The organism is Streptomyces sp. NPDC060028 (assembly GCF_042736725.1).
GTDB lineage: Bacteria > Actinomycetota > Actinomycetes > Streptomycetales > Streptomycetaceae > Streptomyces.
In genome coordinates this window covers 44,329-62,154 of the sequence record NZ_JBHWVJ010000006.1, presented here as the reverse complement: position 1 = coordinate 62,154, position 17,826 = coordinate 44,329, and the positions used below count along the sequence as shown (strand labels likewise).

Here is a 17,826-nt window from a genome sequence, read left to right as displayed (position 1 = left end):
CGACTACCCATCTCCGTCGGGACGGTACAGGGAGAGGTGTGGGTTCAAGGCGACGGCCTCGCTCAGATGACGGGATCCCTCGGGCATCGCGAGTGCCCTCTCGATCGAGCCCCGGTGGTAGCGCAACAGCGCGCTCTTCCAGCCGGTCGTGGCTGCCCGGCGCGCGTAGACGAGGGCCTCGGTGTTCTGGCCCGCCCGGTGCAGTGCCCACCCGAGTGCATCGGCGACGATGACGCTCCGAGCGTGCTCCCACTCCCTGCGCGCGAGCTCCACCGCGACCTTCGGATCGCCGTGATCAGCTGCGAAGAGGATGAGATGCGGGTCGACGGGACCGCCGTCCGCGCGGACCATCCGTACCTGCGCCGACAGAGCGGCCCGCTCGCTCCCCTGGCGGGCATCCCCGGCCGCCCGTCGAAGCTCCAGCGTCTCCAGCAGGAACTGTGGCATCGGCGTCCGTTCGACGAGCCGCGCGTACAGCTCAAGTGCCCTGCCGGTGTGACCGCGTGCGGCGGCCACCCGGGCGATTCCGGCCTGCCCGTACGGATGGTCCGGTACGGCGGCCAAGGCGCGTCCGTAGTGCCGTTCCGCCTGGTCCACCTCGCCTCGGGACCAGGCCAGGTCGCCCAGGCGGGCCTCGGTGAAGGCCCGTTCGTCCTGTGTGACCGCACTGTCCACGGCTCGCTGGAGCGCGATGGCGGCGTCCTCGGGCCTCCCGCCGGTCTCCAGGTCGTACGCGGCTCTGCTGTAGGCGGCTGTGGCCGGGGCGATGTCGAGCATCTTCTGTACGGCTGCCCGCGCCTGCGGGTAGTTCCCGAGCTGGATCTCGGCGTCGGCCAGCACGGCGTACCCGTCCGGCCGGTCGGGTGCCATCCGGGTGGCGTGCAGCCCGTACTCGCGCCCTTGGGCGAACTCGTGCCGGGCGTTGGCGAGCAACCCCTGACCCGTCACGGCCCCGTAGTTGTCCGTGGCGTCGAGGGCAAGGGAGCGGCGCAGCGCCTTGTCGGCGGCACCGAGCCGGCCCGCGTCGAGGGTGGTGCGGGCCTGTTCGATCTCTGCGCGCGCCAGGCCGGCCCAGGCGGCCGGGTCGTCGGGGTACGCCTCGGCCTTCCTGCGGGCGGCATCGACAGGGCTGATGCCCGAGCTGTAGGCGCCCGCGGGCGCGGCGGCGGCCTGCGGCCGGGAGGTGTCAGGACCGAGATGCAGAAGTCCCGCCACACACCCGGCCACGGCCACCGCCGCGCCCACGGCGGTGATCAGACGCCTCACGGGCCCGCATGGGGGAGATTGAGGTACGGGAAGACGGTCTGCGCGTCGGCGGGTTCCAGAGCGACGACGGGCTGGGGGAGCAGCCCCGCGGCGGACGGCCCCGCGGGCTCGCCCTCCAGCATCCGGATCAGCGGCCCGTCGATGTTGTCGTTGAGCCGCCGACCGTTCGGGAAGCCCTGGAGATCCCCGTCGAGGACACCGTGTGCTTTCGGGCGGGTGGTGACGGGGGTGCCGAGGTTCAGGCGCAGTTGCTCGGCGAGCACGATGCGCTTCGGGTCGGCGTCGGCGTTCATCGTGTGGGTGTTGAGGTCGAAGCCGAACGCGGCTCCGTTGTCCTTGCCGATGCCCTTCAGGAACAGGGCTTGGATGTCGTGGCGCGGGGTCGCCGGTGCTTTGCGGCCCTGTGCCCTCTCGATCCGGTGCGGCGGTAGGGGGTCGAGGGTGGCGGCCAGGAAATCGCTCTCCAGGTGGTCGTCCTTCGGTACGCGGGCCTGGAGCCGGTCCTCGGGCCCGCCGGGCGTGGCCAGCCCGATGGTGGAGCCGAACAGGGCGAACGCGACGTGCGGGGTGCCCTGCCGGGAGACCTGCCGGAACGTGGGGGCCTGCTCCGCCAGACCGCGGTCCAGATTCGCACCCTGCCGGGAGACGGACGCCCATACGCCGACGACCGGGTTGCGCTTCGGGTCGCCGTTCAGGGCGACCTCGCTCTTGGGTACTTGCAGGACCAGACTGTTCACGTTCAGCGCCGACAGCGGCTGGGCATCGGGCAGCCACCCCGGCACCGGGCCGCGGGTGCCGAGCGTGTACAGGCCGAAGACCTGGGTGTCGGCCTTGAACGACTCCGCCGCCTGCGTGGCCACGGTCTGGCCGCCGCCGGGGAGTTGACGGATCGCCTGCGACCGCAAGGTGCCGTAATCGGGCATCAGGGCCCGGCCGGTGTGGGTGGGGGAGGCGATCGCGTCCTTCAGCAGCGTCTGGCTGACGCCGCCCGCCTTGACCTTTTCCAGGGTGTACTTCTGGCGTACCCGGAGCGACGGATGGTCGAGCGAGTTCACCGGCAGGGGCCCGACTTTCGGCCCTGTCCCGAAGGGCCTGCGGTCCTCGTCCCGGAAGGTCCAGCGGTAGGTGGTGTCGGGCGCCCCGTCACCATCGGCGTCCGTGTGGATCTCGTAGCGCGCACCGGTCGCGAACGGGAAGTCCACCAGGGCGTTGGCCGCGGTACCGGGCACTTGGAAGGGGCGGACGTTCGCGATGAGCGTGACCATGTCCGCGTTGTCCGGGCTGGTGAAGGCGTACACGTCGGTCAGGTCCGCCGGGGAGTCGAGCACGGTCGACGGGGCGTCGATGTGCCCGCCCGCCTCGCTGGTGCCCGTGAACTGCCCGGACAGGGCGGCGGCGGTGAGCGCGGCCGTGGTGGCGGCGAGGGCGGCGAGCCGCCGACGGGACAGTGGGTTGGTTCGGGACATTCTGGGGGTTCCCGGCACGCGTGTCTCCAGGGCGTTGGGTGGGGGGAGTCGCTCCAGCCAACAGCGCATGTGATCTTGGCGCGAGCCTTACGCGTCACACGCCATTCGTCGCGTGGGTCTTTCCCCCCGGATGGAGTAACAGGCGGCCCTCGCGGTCGCAAAGCCATGCATCGGTGGACATACTCGCCGTGAAGTCGATCTTCGTTCGCGTCGTTTGCCCGACGCTGAACCCGGCTGTTCTTTCCCGCTGTTGGACCTGTCCGGGGGAGAGCTCCGACGTTTTTCCCCACCCCTCACAGACTGGAACCGCCGTATGCGTATGCACGCACTCCGCCGTCTCACCGTCCTCGCCGCCGTGGCCGCGCTCGCCGTACCGTTCGGCCCGAGCTCGGCCGGAGCGGCCGCCCGGCAGCCGGCCGACACCGTCCAGACGGCAGCTGCCGCCGAGCCGCTGCCGGGCCTCTACATCTCTCCCTGGGGCGATGCCCAGGTGGCGGTGGGTGACGAGACCCTGGCGTGGATGGAGCGCGAGGGCATCACCCTGGAGGCCATCAGCCCGTTCGTGATGGACGCCGACGGCCGGGGCTTCAGCATGCCGATCGGTTCGACGGCCGGTGACCGCCTCGACTCCAAGGGCCGCATCTTCTACCCCGGCGGCCTCAAGCTCCACCACCCCCGATCCGGCAAGACGATCACCCTGAAGTCGACGTTCATCCGTGTCATGCCGACGCCCGCCTACTCCGCGGGTGTCTCGGTCGACGGCGAGGCGCTCTCCGAGGAAGTCACGGTCGCCGAGTCCACCTACACCGAGGTCATGGCCGGCGCCCGCCCGAGCACCACGGGCTTCCGCATCAAGAAGGCGCCGTTCTACGTCACGCAGGACGCCTCGAGTCTCTTCGCGTCGGTCACCGGAGCCACGGCCCCGCGCGTCGGCAGCCTCTTCGGCACGCTCACGCCCAACTTCGACTACGTCCCGAAGGCGGCGAAGCCGCCGACGGTCCCGACCCTCCCGTAACGCCCGCGCCCTACCGGAAGGCCGGGCCGGGCCAGGCCCGGCACGGCACGCGCCACGGCTCCCGGCCGCGCCGCGCCGAACCCCGGTTCGGCCGGGTCAGAGGTTGTTCTCCACGGGGTGCCGGTGAGGGCCACGCGGGCGGGGGCGGGGATGGTGCGCAGGGCCTCGTCCGCGACGACCATGCCCCAGGAGGCCGCGGCCAGGCGGGGCGCGGCCAGGCGCATCGTGCCGTACGTGGTGAGCACGAAGCCGCCGGCGAGGCCGTCGAGGGTGCGGCTCGCGCCGTGGAAGCGCCGGACGGGCGTGCCGGGCGCGAACTTCTCGATCTCCCGCTGCCAGCCGGCGGCGGCCGGCGCGGCGGGGGAGCGGGGCAGGGTGTCGGCGACGGCGTCGAGGAAGGCGCGCAGCAGCGGCTCAGGCGTCGGCAGCCGCGGCGGGCCCGGCGCGTCGAGCGGGACGCAGTGCGCGGCGGGCGGCTTGGCGGCAGCGAGCTCCCGGACCTCCTCCAGATCGGGGGCTTCGAGGGGCCCGACCCGCCAGGCGTCGTACCCGGCGGGGCTCAGCCCGGGCAGCAGCACTCCGCGCGCGGCAAGGCGCAGCGCGAGCAGCGCGGCGGCACCCCAGAAAGCGGTCGCGGAGACCGGCACGGAGACGGGCGCGGCCACGGAGACGTTCGCAGGGGCGTTCCCGGACTCCGGCGCCGAGGCGGTGGCCGCGCGGGCGCGGGTGAGCAGCGGCCGCGCGGCCGCGACGGGCAGGACGAGGGCGCGCACGGCGGTGCGCCGCAGATCGGCGGTGACCACGGTGAGTTCCTCGGTGGACCCGCCGTCGCCCACCGCGGCCGACAGGTCGGCATCGGCTCCGTCCGGCCTCCAGAAGGCCATGCGGCCGCCACGCGCAGGGTCCGCAGGAAGACGGCGTGGCAGTGGATCAGGCCGGAGATCTCGGGGAGCACGCGTTCGACATATTCGACATACTCGAGACGGAGCGGACGAGGCTACCTCGCGCCCGGCCCCCGCTCGGGGGAGACGGGCCGTGACCCGTTCGCGCGACCGGGAACGCGCGGCCGAAACCGTGCGTTGTGTGGAGTAGTGGCCGACGTAGGAGGAGGTGTCCGCAGATGTCCACGAGCGGAAAGGTCGCGGTTGCCGGAGTTGTGGCAGCCATCGTGCTGTTCTGGGCGGTTGGGTTCTGGGCCGGCCTGTTGGTGCTGATCGGTGTGCCGACGGCTGCCTACCTGCTGCTGGACTCCTCGCAGCGCCGTAAGGTGCGGGGTATGTCCAGGAAGCGCATCGGTCGCTGACTGCGGCAGGGGGAACATTCATGAACAGCGCTACGGACGCCCCGCGGACGGCGCAGGTCACTGCTGTCAGCAGCAATGGCGTGTACTCGTTCACGAAGCCCCTCCGCGGGCACATCACGCTGCTCGCCGGGCTCGGCGTGGAGGGCGACGTGCATGCGGGAGTCACCGTCAAGCACCGCTCCCGCGTGGCCCAGGACCCGACGCAGCCGAATCTCCGCCAGGTTCACCTGATCCAGCAGGAGCTCTTCGCCGAGGTGGGCGAAGCCGGATTCAAGGTCGAGCCGGGCCAGCTCGGGGAGAACGTGACCACGGCGGGCATCGACCTGCTCGGCCTGCCGACCGGGGCGCTGCTGCACCTCGGCGACGAGGCCGTGGTGGAGGTGACCGGCTTGCGCAATCCGTGCCTGCAGATCGACAACTTCCAGCACGGACTGCTCAAGCAGCTGGTGAGCCGCGACTCCGAGGGCCGGGTGATCCGCAAGGGCGGGATCATGGGCGTGGTCCACCAGGGCGGCACCATCCGCCCCGGCGACACCATCACGGTGACCCTGCCGCCCGAGCCGCACACCCCGCTCCACCGCGTCTGACTTCGACCCACCCGCACCCCGGCGATCGGCATCGGCCACCAGGGTGCGGAGGGAGCGAGCGGGAGCGGGATCTCAGTAGTAGTCCCGCATCAGAGCCGTGGCCCACTGCGGCTGGCGCAGTTCGCCGCGCGGGCCGAATTCGGTCATGTACGGCTTGAGGTCGAGCACCGGCGTGCCGTCCACCGCGTCCAGTCCCTCCACGTGGACCTCCAGACCGTCCACCTTCAGGATCCTGCAGCGCGAAACACCCAGCCGGTTCGGCCGGTTCTTGCCGCGCTGGGCGAAGATGCCGACCAGCGGCCAGTCCGGGTTGCCGCGGGGGTGCCGGGCGCCCGTCTCGATCTTTTCCACCGGCACCCGGTCGAAGTGGTAGACCACCTCGACGTGCGAGAAGTCGGCCAGCCCGTACAGGGCCTGCGGGCCGAACCGTCCGCCGTCCAGGCGGATCACCGCGGTCTCCCGGCCCCAGTCGTCGTCCACGGCCTCCGCGCGGCCGCCCACCACCACACCCACCGGTTCCACCAGCACAGCTTTCCCCTAGTCTTCCTCGTGTCCTACCCGCGCGGTGCGCCGCGCGATCCCGCGTGCCCCGCACGTCCGGGGTGGCCCGCGTGGCCTGAGCGTCCCGCGTGCCCGGGCCGTCCCGGCATCCACCGCGTGCCCGCGTGCCCTGGCATCCCCTGCGTGTCCGGCATACCCGGGCGCCGCGGCATCCCCCGCTGGTCCTGCACGCCCGCGTGCCGTGGCATCGCCTGCGTATCCGGTGTGCCCGCGTGGCCCGGAACCCTGCTCGTTCTGCATGCCCGGGCGCCCCGGCATCCCCTGCTGGTCCTGCACGCCCGCTCGTCCGGCGTGCCCGCCTGCCCGCTCCGGCGTGCCCGCGTACCCGCCTGCCCGCGTGTCCCGGCAGGCCGCGTGCCCGGCAGGCCAGTAGGGCGGCGGGCCGCGGGCTCAGGCCGGCCGCACCGCGATCCGGTCCAGCTCCGCCAGCAGCCCGGTCAGCTCCGGCAGTTCCGCGGGCCCGTCGTGGGGGACCTGCAGCACCTCGCACGGCTCCTCGTCCAGCAGGACGAAGGCCGCGCCCGTGGTGCGGGCCACCAGGGACCAGCCCGGGCCGTCCACGCGCAGCGTCCGCGCCTCCTCGCCGGCGAAGGACGACCGCACCCGGCCCGGCGGCGGCGGGCTCTGCGTGTAGTCCACCGCCTCCTTGAGCGCCCGCGCCAGCCCCGGGTGCGCGGCGGCCGCCTCCCCGCCGTCCGTGGGCACGCGCTCGCTCCAGTCCGCCCATTCGCGGGCGATCTGGTCCGCCCCCATCCGCCGCTGCACCGGCCCCCACGCCTCGGCCGAGGGCGGCGCCAACGGCACCCGGCCGGTGCCGTCCGCGCCCTGCTCCGGATCATGCGGCTCCGGGATCCCGGGCGTCGCCACCGCGAGCTCCAGCGGCCAGCCCGCCAGCGAGACGACGATGCTCCGCTCGTCGGGGGACAGGTCGTACTCCATGCCGCAGTCCCACGACGCGATCGCCATGGCCACGAGCGAGACGTCGTCCACGACGACCGTCCAGCGCGCGCCGTTCTCGTCCTGCCCGAGCACCAGGCCGTACCCGTCCGGCGCCGGACGCACGCCCAGCAGCGAGCAGGCCTCCGGGAAGTCGTCGCCCAGGATGCTCGGGAACTGCGACGGGGTCAGCAGCACGGCCGTCAGCACGTACAGCGAACCGCCGTCCTCCTCATCGGACACGTGGCCTCCCGGTCTTTCTCGTCGGCGCACCCTAACCAGCCGGTAACCCGCGCGTCGAGAGCTATCGGGCAGCGATTTCCAAGCCCGCTACCTGCACGTAGAGTTGGGGACCCGCCACAGAAAGGGAACCCCGGTGCAGCGTTACGACCGGCTGAGGGAGATCCTCCGTCTCGACCCCGACAAGGACTTCCTCGCCATCTACCGGCTCACCGCCACCTACGAATTCCCCTGGGACTTCACCCGCGCCCTGGAACTCGCCCTCTTCCGGACTTACGCCGTCCCGAGCATCGGCGGCCTGCTCGCCGAGACCGCCGAGTTCACCGACCGCTCGCAGAAGCGCTACGACGACACCGCGCTGCTCCTCGACGCCGTCGTGGAGCACGGCTTCGAATCCGACACCGCGCGCACCGCGATCCGCCGCGTCAACCAGATGCACCGCAGTTACGACATCGGCAACGACGACATGCGCTACGTTCTGGCCACTTTCGTGGTCATTCCGGCGCGCTGGCTGGACGCCTACGGCTGGCGCCCGCTGACCGGCCACGAGCGCCGGGCGTGCGCGAACTACTACGCCACGCTCGGCCGCCACCTGGGCATCACGGACATTCCGGGCTCCTACGAGGAGTTCGAGGCGGCCCTGACCGCCTACGAGGAGGCCCACTTCGGCTGGGACGAAGGCGGCCGCAAGGTCGCCGACTCCACCCTCGACCTGATGGCGTCCTGGTACCCGGCGCCACTGGCCCCCGCCGTGCGCCGCGGCAGCCTCGCGCTCCTCGACGAGCCGCTGCTGCACGCCTTCCGGTACGAGGCCCCCGGCGCCGGCGTCCAGCGGCTGGTCCGGGGCGCACTGCGGCTGCGCGGACGCGCCGTCCGCCTGCTGCCCCCGCGCAGGGCCCCGCACTACGCCCGCCAGAACCCGGAGATCAAGGGCTACCCCGGTGGCTACGACGTGGGCGAGCTCGGCACGTTCCCGGTACCCGGCTCGGGCGGGTGCCCCGTGCCGCATCCGCGCCGCTCGGCCGAAGCGGATGCTCAACCTCCGGCCTGATCCGGATCGCCTCCCCGGGCCCCCGGGCAAGGGGCCGACGTACAAGAATCCTTCAGGGCCGTCGGACCGCCACCGCCAGGAACCGGGCGTCCTCGTCGGCGTACGAGGTCATCTGCCAACCCGAACCGGCGAGCAGCGGGCCGAGGTTGTGCTCGGCCCGCATGTCGTCCGGGGTCAGCTCGCGGCCGTGTCGTGCCGCGAGGGCCGCTCGCCCGATCGGGTGGAACAGCGCGAGCCTCCCGCCGGGGCGCACCACCCGGGCGAGCTCGCGCAGGTTCGCCGCCGGGTCGGGCAGGTGGGCGATGAGCCCCGCCGCGAACACCGCGTCCAAGGCCGCGTCGTGCAGCGGCAGCCGGGCCACGTCCGCGATCAGCAGCGTCCCCTGCGCGGCCCGGCCGGCCTGCTGTGCGGCGGCCAGCATCTGCGGGGTGAGGTCGGCGCCGAGCACGGTTCCCGACGGGCCGACCGCCGCCCGCAGCGCGGTCAGCGCCCGGCCGGTACCGCAGCCCGCGTCGAGCACCCGGTCCCCCGGCCGCAGCCCGAACTCGGCCACGGCGGTCGCGAAGGCGGGCCCGTCCCCGGGGAACTTGCGGTCCCAGCCGGCCGCGCGCGCCCCGAAGAAATCCTGAACATGCGTGTGGTCTTCGCTCATCCGCCCATGATCCCCCACCGCGCCCTGCGGCCGACGGCTGCGAACGGTGCGGCGTGCGGAGCCGTGCTGTGCGCACCGTGTGCAAGGTGGCACGCGGCGTGATCGAAGATGAACGTAGCTCTGTCATATTCCAGCAGTTCCAGCGGCTTTCGAAATGCGCCCCTTGTTCGTGCCCTCACCCGGACTAGCGTCCGGTGGCCATGGGACACCTGGACCACGCCGCCTATGGCTGGCTTACCCCCGTGCTGTCATACGTGATGGCATCGATCGGCGCCGCCCTCGGGCTGCGCTGCACCGTCCGCGCGCTCGCCGCGACCGGACCCTCCCGCCGCAACTGGCTCGTCACCGCGGCCTCCGCCATCGGCACCGGCATCTGGACGATGCACTTCGTCGCGATGCTCGGCTTCCACGTCACCGGCACCGAGATCCACTACAACGTGCCGCTGACCATCCTCAGCCTCCTCGTCGCCATGATCGTCGTCGGCGCCGGGGTCTTCGCCGTCGGCTACGGCAAGGACCGTGGCCGCGCCCTCGTCCTCGGCGGGCTCACCACCGGCCTCGGCGTCGCCAGCATGCACTACCTCGGCATGGCCGCCCTGCGCCTGCACGGCGGCATCTCCTACGCCCCGCTGACCGTCGGGCTCTCGGTGGCCATCGCCGTCGTCGCCGCCACCGCGGCCCTGTGGGCGGCCCTCAACATCAAGTCGCCGGTGGCCGTCGCGGTCGCCTCACTCGTCATGGGCGCGGCCGTCAGCAGCATGCACTACACCGGAATGTTCGCCGTCGCCGTGCACGTCACCCCCTCGGACCAGGCGCTGCCCGGCGCCACCGCCATGCAGTTCATCTTCCCCCTGGCCGTCGGCCTCGGCTCCTACCTCTTCATCACCTCCGCCTTCGTGGCGCTGTCCCCGACGGCAGACGAGCGGGCCGCTTCGGCGTCGGCTTCGGCCTCTGCGTCGGCCTCCGCATCCGCTTCCGCCGTGGGGCGCCCGGGGGAGCGGTCGGCGCCGGCCCGTTGAGGCCTCGCTTCGGGTCATGTCCGCACCCGCACCCGTACCCGCAGCCGTACTGCACCGCACCGCACCCGCACCACGCCCGTACCGCCCCGGAACGAGGAGTCCATGCGCACACCCCGCAGAACACCGGAAGCAGCGTCGCCGCGGCTGCCCGCGCACGCGGGCGGTCCCGGTAGGGGAACCGGCCGACGGGCCCACGCCGGTCCGCCCGCCGAGGAGTCGGCGCACAGCGAGCTCACCCGCCCGGGCGGACCGGCCGTCCCCGCTGACAGCGGTCCCCGGCTGCGACTGCGTCCCGGCACCGTCCGCGCGAAGATCGTCTCGCTGCTGATGGTGCCGGTGGTCTCGCTGCTCGCCCTCTGGGCCTTCGCCACCGTCAGCACCGCCCAGGACATCGCCCGGCTCAGCCGCGTCCAGCAGGTCGACGAGCAGATTCGCACCCCCGTCACCGTCGCCGTCGCCGAGCTGCAAGCCGAACGGCGCGCCGCCGTCCGGCTGCTGGCCGACCCGGCCGGCGCCGCTGCCCCCGGCGCGGCTGCCCCCGCCGCCGCTGTCCCCGGCGCCGCCGCCGATCAGGTGGCCGCCCTGGACCAGCAGGCGCGCCGCACCGACTCCGCCGTCCGGCGGCTGCGGCTCGGCGACCGGAACACCGTGGCCGACACCGGCGACCACCGCGGCGGCCTCGTCGCCCGGCTGCGCGGCTTCGTCGCGGCCGCCGAGGAGCTCGGCTCTGCCCGTAAGGAGATCGCGGACCGACGCGTCACCGCCGACGCCGCCTACGACACGTACACCCGCGTGCTCGACTCCGCGATCGCCGTCGCCAGTGCCCTCTCCGGGGGCGGCCAGGACGCGGAACTCGGCCCGGATGCCCGGGTCCTGCTGGAGTTCGGGCGCGCCGGGGAGGAGCTGGCCCGGGAGGACGCGCTGCTCGCACTGCCGGGTCAGCGCAGCGCCGAAACGCTTCGCCGCCTGACCGGGGCGATCGAGACCCGCCGTGCGCTGACCGACGCCGCGGCCCGTGACCTGCCCGCCGCGCAGCAGGCCGCCTGGCAGGCCGTCGCCGAGGGCGCCGCCTACGCCGACCTCGCCGCGGCCGAGGACCGGGCCCTGGCCGCCGGGACCGGCCGCGACGCGCACGGCACGCCCGCCGGGTGGGAGAGCGCGTACACCGGGGTCGCCACCGCGATGCGGGAGATCGAGGAGGCCGCGCACACCGCGGCCGCCGACCGCGCCGAGCCGTTCGCCGCGGGCGCGCTCAGCCCCGCCGGAGCCGCCGTGCTGCTCGGGCTGGCGGCCGTCGCCGCCTCGCTCGTCATCTCGGTGCGCATCGGCCGGGCCCTGGTCGTGGAGCTGGTCTCGCTGCGCAACACCGCCCTGGAGATCGCGCACCGCAAACTCCCGCACGCCATGGACCGGCTGCGGGCCGGGCAGGACATCGACGTGGCTGCCGAGACCCCGCCCGGTCCGGCGGCCGAGGACGAGATCACCCAGGTCGGCGAGGCCCTGGCCACCGTCCACCGGGCCGCCCTCAGTGCCGCCGTCGAGCGTGCGGAACTGGCCGGCGGGGTCAGCGGTGTCTTCGTGAACCTCGCCCGGCGCAGCCAGGTGCTGGTGCACAAGCAGCTCACGCTGCTCGACTCCATGGAGCGGCGGGCCGACGACCCGAGCGAGCTCGGGGACCTCTTCCGCCTCGACCACCTCACCACCCGGATGCGGCGGCACGCGGAAAGTCTGATCATCCTGTCGGGTGCGGCCCCGGGGCGCGCCTGGCGCATGCCGATCCCGCTGACCAATGTCGTACGGGCCGCCGTCTCGGAGATCGAGGACTACCCGCGCGTCGAGGTCCGCCAGCTCGCCGAGGCCGCCGTGATCGGCGGCGCGGTCGCCGACCTCACCCACCTCCTCGCCGAACTCATCGAGAACGCCACCCAGTTCTCCCCGCCCCACACCAAGGTCCGGGTCAGCGGTGAGCCCGTCGGAGCCGGCTACGTCCTGGAGGTCGAGGACCGCGGTCTCGGCATGGGCCGCGAGTCCCTGAGCGAGGCCAACCGGCGCATCGAGCAGTCCGAGGCGCTCGACCTCTTCGACAGCGACCGCCTCGGACTGTTCGTGGTCAGCCGCCTTTCGGCCCGCCACGGTGTGAAGGTGCACCTGCGCACGTCACCGTACGGCGGCACCACCGCCGTGGTGCTCCTGCCGCACTCCCTGCTCCAGGGCGCGCTCACACCCGGCACGGGTGGCGGCGCGGAGGCTGTGGGGGCTGGGGCGGCGGCTGCGGCTGCGGCGGTTGAGGCCGTCGAGCCGGAGCAGCCGCCGGCCATGACCCTCGTACGGGAGGAAGCGCGCGGGATCCCGGTCCCGGGCCGGGCTCCCGTACGGGAAGAGCCGCGCCCGGCCCCGGTGGCGCCGCTCCGGCCGCGCGGCCCCGGGGGCACGGTGACCCGTACGCCTGCCGTGACGAGCGCACCCGGCCCGGCCGTCGCCGCGGCGTCGGCGTCGGCACCGGTGTCGGCATCGCGCTCGACTTCGACCTCGGGCCCGGTTCCGGTTCCGGTTCCGGCTTCGGCTTCGGCTTCGGTGACGGAACTCCCGCGCCGGGTGCGCCAGGCCAGCCTCGTCCCGCAGTTGCGCGAGGCCCCCGCCCCGAAGGGCCCGGCCGGCGCGCCGCCCGCGCAGGACCCGCCGGGCCGCAGCCCCGAACAGGCGCGGGACCGGATGGCGGCGTACCGGGCCGGCTGGGTGCGCGGCGCCCAGGAGAACTCCCCGAACGCACGCAGCGATGGCGAAGGCGAAGCCGGAGCCGAAGGAGAACGGCGATGATCGAACACCAGAGAATCGACCTCGAGGGCGTCCGCAGGTCCGGCGAACTGGACTGGCTGCTCGACGACATGGTGGTCCGGGTCCGCGAGGTCCGGCACGCCGTCGTCCTGTCCAACGACGGCCTGGCGGTCGGTGCCTCCAGTGCGCTGAGCAGGGAGGACGCCGAGCACCTGGCGGCGGTGGCGTCCGGCTTCCACAGCCTGGCCAAGGGCGCGGGCCGGCACTTCCACGCCGGGGGCGTGCGCCAGACCATGGTGGAGATGGACGAGGGGTTCCTCTTCGTCGCGGCCGCCGGCGACGGCTCCTGCCTGGCCGTGCTCAGCGCCGCCAGCGCCGACATCGGGCTGATCGCGTACGAGATGGCCCGGCTGGTGAAGCGGGTCGGCGAGCACCTGTACACCCCGCCCCGGTTCGCGGCGCGCCCGCCGACCCTCGGCTGAGGGCGGCCCGGCATATGAACGGCCAGTGGTACGACGCCGACGCGGGCCCGCTCGTCCGTCCGTACGCGATGACCGGCGGGCGTACGCGGCCGGGACCCCACGGGGTCCGCTTCGACCTGATCGCGCTGGTCGTCATGGATCCGGGCGGTGTGGACGCGGCCGCCGAGTCGCTGCTCGGGCCGGAACACCGGGCACTGCTCGGGCTCTGCCGCGACGAGACCCAGTCGGTGGCGGAACTCGCCGCCGACGCGGACCTGCCCGTGGGCGTGGTGCGGGTGCTGCTCGGGGACCTGCTGGAGGCCGGGCACGTCAAGGTCAGCCGGCCGGTGCCGCCGGCGCAGCTGCCGGACGAGCGGATTCTGCGTGAAGTCATCGAGGGATTGCGAGCGCTGTGATGGGACTGCACGACAACGGCTCCGCGGGGTGGACCCCGGCTCCGGACCCCGATCCGGCCCCGGACGCGGAGGGCGAGGGTGAACTGGCCGCGCTCGCGCTGAAGATACTCGTGGCGGGCGGCTTCGGGGTCGGCAAGACGACACTGGTCGGCGCGGTCAGCGAGATCCGGCCGCTGCGGACGGAGGAAGTGCTCAGCGAGGCGGGGGAACTGGTCGACGACACGGGTGGGGTCGACCAGAAGACCACCACGACCGTGGCCATGGACTTCGGCCGGATCACGATCCGCTCCGGGCTGTCGCTGTACCTCTTCGGCACGCCGGGGCAGGACCGGTTCTGGTTCCTCTGGGACGAGTTGTCGCAGGGCGCACTGGGCGCGGTGGTGCTCGCCGACACGCGCCGCCTGGAGGACTGCTTCCCGGCGGTGGACTACTTCGAACACCGGCGCATCCCGTTCGTGGTCGCCGTCAATTGCTTCACGAACGCCCGGCGGTACGGGGCGCACGAGGTGTCGCGGGCCCTGGACCTGGACCGGGGTACACCTGTCGTGCTGTGTGACGCGAGGGACAAGGACTCGGGGAAGGAGGTGCTGATCAGGCTGGTCGAGTATGCGGGGCGGGTGCACACCGCGCGGTTGCTGGACTCCGTGGAGCCGCAGGCCGATTCCGTGTGAACGCGTCAACGTGTCAACGTGTGAACCGGCCCGCGGCGGTGGTGGGCCGGGGGTCAGTCCGCGATTCCGGATTCGGAGATCACCTTGTCGATGCGGACGCGGACGAGGAGTTCGCTCGGGACGGCGTTGCGGCGGCCGAAGGCCGCGGCGCGCTCCTCGCCCATGTAGCGGGCGGCGATCCGCGTCGCCCAGTGCAGCGTCTCGTCCGCGTTTCCCGCGTATTCGCTGATGTCGGCGCGGCCTTGGAGGACGACGTAGGAAAAGGGCGGCCGGTCGTCGTCCACACAGAGCGCGACACGGCCGTCCCGGGCCAGATTGCGCCCCTTGACGGTGTCCTTGCCGGTGTTGAACACGAAGGAATCGCCGTCGAGTACGAACCAGATCGGAGCGATGTGCGGGCTTCCGTCCTCGCGGACGGTGGCCAGTTTGCCGGTACGGGTGGAATGGGAGACGAATGCCCGCCATTCCTCTTGAGTCATCTTGTTCGCCATGGCTCCATCCTCCTTGCCGGAAAGCCCCTGGTGGGGAAGGCTTGCGCCACGACTACGCGGGGTGAGGCGCGGCCACGTCGGCCGCGTCAACGGGGAGGGGCTGGAAATGGCACTGGACAAGCAGCTCGACTGGCTGCTGGACGACCTGACACGGCGTGTCCAGCAGGTGCGGCACGCGGTGGTGCTCTCCAACGACGGCCTGGTGACGGGCGCGAGCGCCGGGTTGGCGCGGGAGGACGCGGAGCACCTGGCGGCTGTCGCCGCCGGGCTGCAGAGCCTGGCGAAGGGTTCGGGACGGCACTTCCGAGCCGGTGAAGTGCGCCAGACCATGGTCGAGTACGACGAGGGGGTCCTCTTCGTCATGGCGGCGGGCGCGGGCAGTTGTCTGTGTGTGCTGAGCGCCGCCGAGGCCGACATCGGGCAGGTCGCGTACGAGATGACGCTGCTGGTGAACCGGGTCGGGGAGCACCTCGGGGTCGCGGAGCGGCGGATCACTGGCGGCTGAGGGGTTGGGGCGGGGCCGCTGACCTGGGCTTTTCTGAGTTGTCCACAGGCCGCGACGGGCTTCGTCGCGCTGAGTTACGGTCTTCACACAGAGTAATCGCTGCTCGTGGGGAGGACCGACCGTGATGACACCGATGGACACCGTGGCGCGCGACCAAGTCGCCGTGGACGCGCGCATGGACGCGCGCATGGACACGCGCATGGACACGCGCATAAACAAGGGCATGGCCGCCGAGGATGGCGCGGGCGGCGTGGACGCGGATGTACTGGTGGGGGGCGTACAGGCCGCGGGGGCGCTGGGGCTGAGCCGGAGCGAGTTCGCGCGCGCCGTCCAGCTGGGAATCGTGTGCGCAGGGCCGCCGGCCGCCGGCGGGGCCGCGCGCTTCAGGCGCAGTGAGCTCGACCGGGTCCGCTCGACCGGAGGCCGGCCCGACGCCCTGCGCGAGCGAGTGGAGACCGTGGCCGGGGCGCAGGCCTCGGCTGCCGTGACGGGGGTCGGCCCGAGCCGGTTCACCAGGCTCGCGCGCTGTGGCCATGTCACCCCGGTCGGGTACCGGATCAACCGCTACCGGGCCGTGGTGTGGCTCTACCTGACCGCGGAGCTACGGGACTTCGCGGCCCGGGAGCCGGGGATGCTGCGCGGGAGCGCGCCGCCGACGGACCGGGAGCTGATGGCTGCCAAGGCGGACCTGCGTCCCCGGAAGTGGCGCGAGCGGCATGTGGGGCTGCTGCTGAGACGGACCGCCGACCCCTGGGAGCGGGCGGGCGTACTGGCCTCCGTGCTCCCGGAGGAGGAGGTGCGTCAGGCCGTCCCCGACCCGGCGGAGCGGATCGTACTCGCCGCGCTCGCCCCGCCCCCGCCGTACGGGCACCCGCAGATCCCGGCGGCCGCGGCCGTGGCGGCACGGCTGTTGAGGGCGGAGCCGCCTGACGAGATCCACCGGTACCGCACCAGCCTGGACTTCGCCCTGACCGGGGCCCGCGGTCAGCCGAAGTCGACGGGGGAGAGGGGGCCGACGTAGAGCCAGGCCCCGCCCTCGCGGGAGAAGCTGCTGTGCTCGTGCAGGGAACCGGTGTGCCGACCCTCGCGGTAGTGCGCCCGGAACTCCACCGAACCCTGCGTCTCGAACATCCCACCGCGCTCGGTGGCCAGGATCTCCAGCCGCACCCAGCGCTGCCCCGGATCCAGGTCGAGCCCGGCCGGGCGGGTGGACGGGTGCCAGGAGCGCAGCAGGTAGGCGGTGTCGCCGACCGCGAAGGCGCTGAACCGCGAGCGCATCAACAGCTCGGCGGTGGGCGCCTGCCGCTCACCGGAGTGGAAGCGGCCGCAGCACTCCGGGTAGGCGGCGGGCAGCCCGCAGGGGCAGGGGATGGCCGGCACGGGCATGGGGGCTCAGCTCTTCGGGTGCGGAGGATGAGGGAGATGAGGGGAGGCGCGCAGCGCGGCGCGAACTACTGCGGCGACACGGCCGGCTTCGCCGACTCGGGCGGATACGGGCGGAAGAGGCCTTCCTGGACCACGGAGACCAGCAGCCTGCCCTCCAGGTCGTAGATACGACCGCGGGCCAGGCCCCGGCCGCCGTGGGCGATGGGGGACTCCTGGTCGTACAGGAACCACTCGTCGGCCCGGAACGGCCGGTGGAACCACATGGCGTGGTCGAGCGAGGCCATGTCGAAACCGCGCATGCCCCACAGCGGTTCCTCGGGGATGCGCACCGCATCGAGGAGGGTCATGTCACTGGCGTAGGTGAGGGCGCAGGTGTGCACGAGCGGATCGTCGCCCAGCGGGCCGACCGCGCGCATCCACACCGCGCTGCGGGGATCGGCGTCCTTGAGCTCCTCGGGAGTCCAGCGGAGCCGGTCCACGTAACGGATGTCGAAGGGCTGGCGGCGGGCCATCCGCTCCAGGGCCTCCGGCAGCGCGCCCAGGTGCTCGCGGATCTCGTCCGCGACCTTCGGGAGCGCGTCCGGATGCGGGAAGTCGAGGCGGGGAGGCAGCTGGTGCTCGATGCTGCCCTCCTCCGGGTGATGGAAGGAGGCGGTCAGATTGAAGATGGTCTTGCCCTGCTGGACCGCGGTGACGCGGCGCGTGGTGAAGGAACGCCCGTCGCGCACCCGCTCCACCTGGTACACGATCGGTACCCCGGGGATCCCGGGGCGCAGGAAGTACGCGTGCAGGGAGTGGACCGGCCGGTCGCTCTCGGTGGTTCGGCCCGCGGCGACCAGAGCCTGGCCGGCGACCTGCCCGCCGAACACGCGCTGGAGTGACTCCTGGGGGCTCGCGCCCCGGAAGATGTTGACCTCGATCTGCTCCAGGTCGAGCAGATCGACGAGTCTCTCGGCGGGGTTCGTCATCAGAGGTTCTCCAGTGTCGGGTCCGGCGGGCCAGGCGGTTACGTTGGCGCCGGTCGT

The 17,826-nt window shown here is 73.0% G+C and carries 19 protein-coding genes and 1 pseudogene; 11 read left to right on the top strand and 9 right to left on the bottom strand.

Features of this window, described 5'->3' with window-relative positions; translation table 11 throughout:
• Window positions 1-3 precede the first annotated feature (3 nt).
• Together ACFWBF_RS05235 and ACFWBF_RS05230 are read right to left on the bottom strand one after the other, a co-directional pair.
• Window positions 4-1,266 carry a tetratricopeptide repeat protein gene (locus ACFWBF_RS05235; protein WP_385595447.1) on the bottom strand — a complete coding sequence of 421 codons (1,263 nt, stop codon included), beginning with the start codon at window positions 1,264-1,266 and terminating at the stop codon, window positions 4-6.
• Entirely contained in the window at window positions 1,263-2,732 is a 1,470-nt protein-coding gene (locus ACFWBF_RS05230) for a DUF4331 domain-containing protein (RefSeq protein ID WP_385595442.1), read from the bottom strand. The genes ACFWBF_RS05235 and ACFWBF_RS05230 overlap by 4 nt, the downstream gene beginning before the upstream one ends.
• A 313-nt stretch (window positions 2,733-3,045) precedes the next feature.
• On the opposite strand from ACFWBF_RS05230, the gene ACFWBF_RS05225 reads away from it, so the two are divergent.
• On the top strand, window positions 3,046-3,747 hold the full coding sequence (locus tag ACFWBF_RS05225) for a hypothetical protein (RefSeq protein WP_385595439.1): 702 nt from the start codon (window positions 3,046-3,048) through the stop codon (window positions 3,745-3,747).
• Between the two features lie 113 nt (window positions 3,748-3,860).
• Here the strand turns inward: ACFWBF_RS05225 and ACFWBF_RS05220 are convergent.
• A pseudogene (locus ACFWBF_RS05220) lies at window positions 3,861-4,715 on the bottom strand (hypothetical protein); the annotation flags it as partial.
• Window positions 4,716-4,867: 152 nt separating this feature from the next.
• On the opposite strand from ACFWBF_RS05220, the gene ACFWBF_RS05215 reads away from it, so the two are divergent.
• Both ACFWBF_RS05215 and ACFWBF_RS05210 read left to right on the top strand, forming a co-directional pair.
• Window positions 4,868-5,050 carry a hypothetical protein gene (locus ACFWBF_RS05215; protein WP_385595436.1) on the top strand — a complete coding sequence of 61 codons (183 nt, stop codon included), beginning with the start codon at window positions 4,868-4,870 and terminating at the stop codon, window positions 5,048-5,050.
• A 20-nt stretch (window positions 5,051-5,070) separates the two neighbouring features.
• Window positions 5,071-5,637: an MOSC domain-containing protein gene (locus ACFWBF_RS05210; protein ID WP_385595433.1), complete on the top strand. Its 567-nt coding sequence runs from the start codon at window positions 5,071-5,073 to the stop codon at window positions 5,635-5,637.
• A gap of 72 nt (window positions 5,638-5,709) precedes the next feature.
• Here the strand turns inward: ACFWBF_RS05210 and ACFWBF_RS05205 are convergent, their stop codons facing one another.
• The gene (locus ACFWBF_RS05205) at window positions 5,710-6,165 is read right to left on the bottom strand and encodes an SAM-dependent methyltransferase (RefSeq protein WP_385595430.1); all 456 of its coding nucleotides are present in this window, start codon (window positions 6,163-6,165) and stop codon (window positions 5,710-5,712) included.
• Window positions 6,166-6,588: 423 nt separating this feature from the next.
• Entirely contained in the window at window positions 6,589-7,377 is a 789-nt protein-coding gene (locus ACFWBF_RS05200) for a hypothetical protein (protein ID WP_385595427.1), read from the bottom strand.
• 133 nt (window positions 7,378-7,510) lie between these two features.
• On the opposite strand from ACFWBF_RS05200, the gene ACFWBF_RS05195 reads away from it, so the two are divergent.
• A complete protein-coding gene (locus ACFWBF_RS05195) occupies window positions 7,511-8,425 on the top strand; it encodes an oxygenase MpaB family protein (RefSeq protein ID WP_385595424.1) in 915 nt (304 codons plus the stop codon).
• A gap of 52 nt (window positions 8,426-8,477) precedes the next feature.
• Here the strand turns inward: ACFWBF_RS05195 and ACFWBF_RS05190 are convergent, their stop codons facing one another.
• Entirely contained in the window at window positions 8,478-9,077 is a 600-nt protein-coding gene (locus tag ACFWBF_RS05190) for a class I SAM-dependent methyltransferase (RefSeq protein WP_385595421.1), read from the bottom strand.
• A 200-nt stretch (window positions 9,078-9,277) separates the two neighbouring features.
• Between ACFWBF_RS05190 and ACFWBF_RS05185 the strand changes: the two genes are divergently transcribed.
• From ACFWBF_RS05185 to ACFWBF_RS05165, 5 genes are all read left to right on the top strand, one after another.
• Entirely contained in the window at window positions 9,278-10,096 is an 819-nt protein-coding gene (locus tag ACFWBF_RS05185; RefSeq protein WP_385595418.1) for an MHYT domain-containing protein, read from the top strand.
• Window positions 10,097-10,198: 102 nt separating this feature from the next.
• Window positions 10,199-12,913 (top strand): nitrate- and nitrite sensing domain-containing protein, encoded by a 2,715-nt coding sequence (locus ACFWBF_RS05180; protein WP_385595415.1) that lies wholly within the window; start codon window positions 10,199-10,201, stop codon window positions 12,911-12,913.
• Window positions 12,910-13,353 carry a roadblock/LC7 domain-containing protein gene (locus ACFWBF_RS05175; RefSeq protein WP_385595411.1) on the top strand — a complete coding sequence of 148 codons (444 nt, stop codon included), beginning with the start codon at window positions 12,910-12,912 and terminating at the stop codon, window positions 13,351-13,353. Before ACFWBF_RS05180 ends, ACFWBF_RS05175 begins: the two co-directional genes overlap by 4 nt.
• Window positions 13,354-13,367: 14 nt before the next feature.
• Entirely contained in the window at window positions 13,368-13,748 is a 381-nt protein-coding gene (locus tag ACFWBF_RS05170; RefSeq protein ID WP_385220284.1) for a DUF742 domain-containing protein, read from the top strand.
• A complete protein-coding gene (locus ACFWBF_RS05165) occupies window positions 13,748-14,419 on the top strand; it encodes an ATP/GTP-binding protein (protein WP_385595408.1) in 672 nt (223 codons plus the stop codon). Before ACFWBF_RS05170 ends, ACFWBF_RS05165 begins: the two co-directional genes overlap by 1 nt.
• A 53-nt stretch (window positions 14,420-14,472) precedes the next feature.
• On the opposite strand, the gene ACFWBF_RS05160 is transcribed toward ACFWBF_RS05165, so the two are convergent.
• Complete coding sequence (locus tag ACFWBF_RS05160) at window positions 14,473-14,910, bottom strand: PPOX class F420-dependent oxidoreductase (protein ID WP_385595405.1); 438 nt, start codon at window positions 14,908-14,910, stop codon at window positions 14,473-14,475.
• Between the two features lie 106 nt (window positions 14,911-15,016).
• Here ACFWBF_RS05160 and ACFWBF_RS05155 point away from each other — a divergent pair, with 106 nt between their 5' ends.
• On the top strand, window positions 15,017-15,415 hold the full coding sequence (locus ACFWBF_RS05155; RefSeq protein ID WP_365916468.1) for a roadblock/LC7 domain-containing protein: 399 nt from the start codon (window positions 15,017-15,019) through the stop codon (window positions 15,413-15,415).
• A 124-nt stretch (window positions 15,416-15,539) separates the two neighbouring features.
• Window positions 15,540-16,436, top strand: a complete 897-nt coding sequence (locus ACFWBF_RS05150) for a DUF6397 family protein (protein WP_385595402.1) — start codon at window positions 15,540-15,542, stop codon at window positions 16,434-16,436.
• On the opposite strand, the gene ACFWBF_RS05145 is transcribed toward ACFWBF_RS05150, so the two are convergent.
• Together ACFWBF_RS05145 and ACFWBF_RS05140 are read right to left on the bottom strand one after the other, a co-directional pair.
• Entirely contained in the window at window positions 16,400-16,801 is a 402-nt protein-coding gene (locus ACFWBF_RS05145; RefSeq protein ID WP_385595399.1) for a YchJ family protein, read from the bottom strand. The genes ACFWBF_RS05150 and ACFWBF_RS05145 overlap by 37 nt on opposite strands.
• A 65-nt stretch (window positions 16,802-16,866) precedes the next feature.
• On the bottom strand, window positions 16,867-17,769 hold the full coding sequence (locus tag ACFWBF_RS05140; protein WP_385220270.1) for an acyl-CoA thioesterase: 903 nt from the start codon (window positions 17,767-17,769) through the stop codon (window positions 16,867-16,869).
• Window positions 17,770-17,826: the final 57 nt, after the last annotated feature.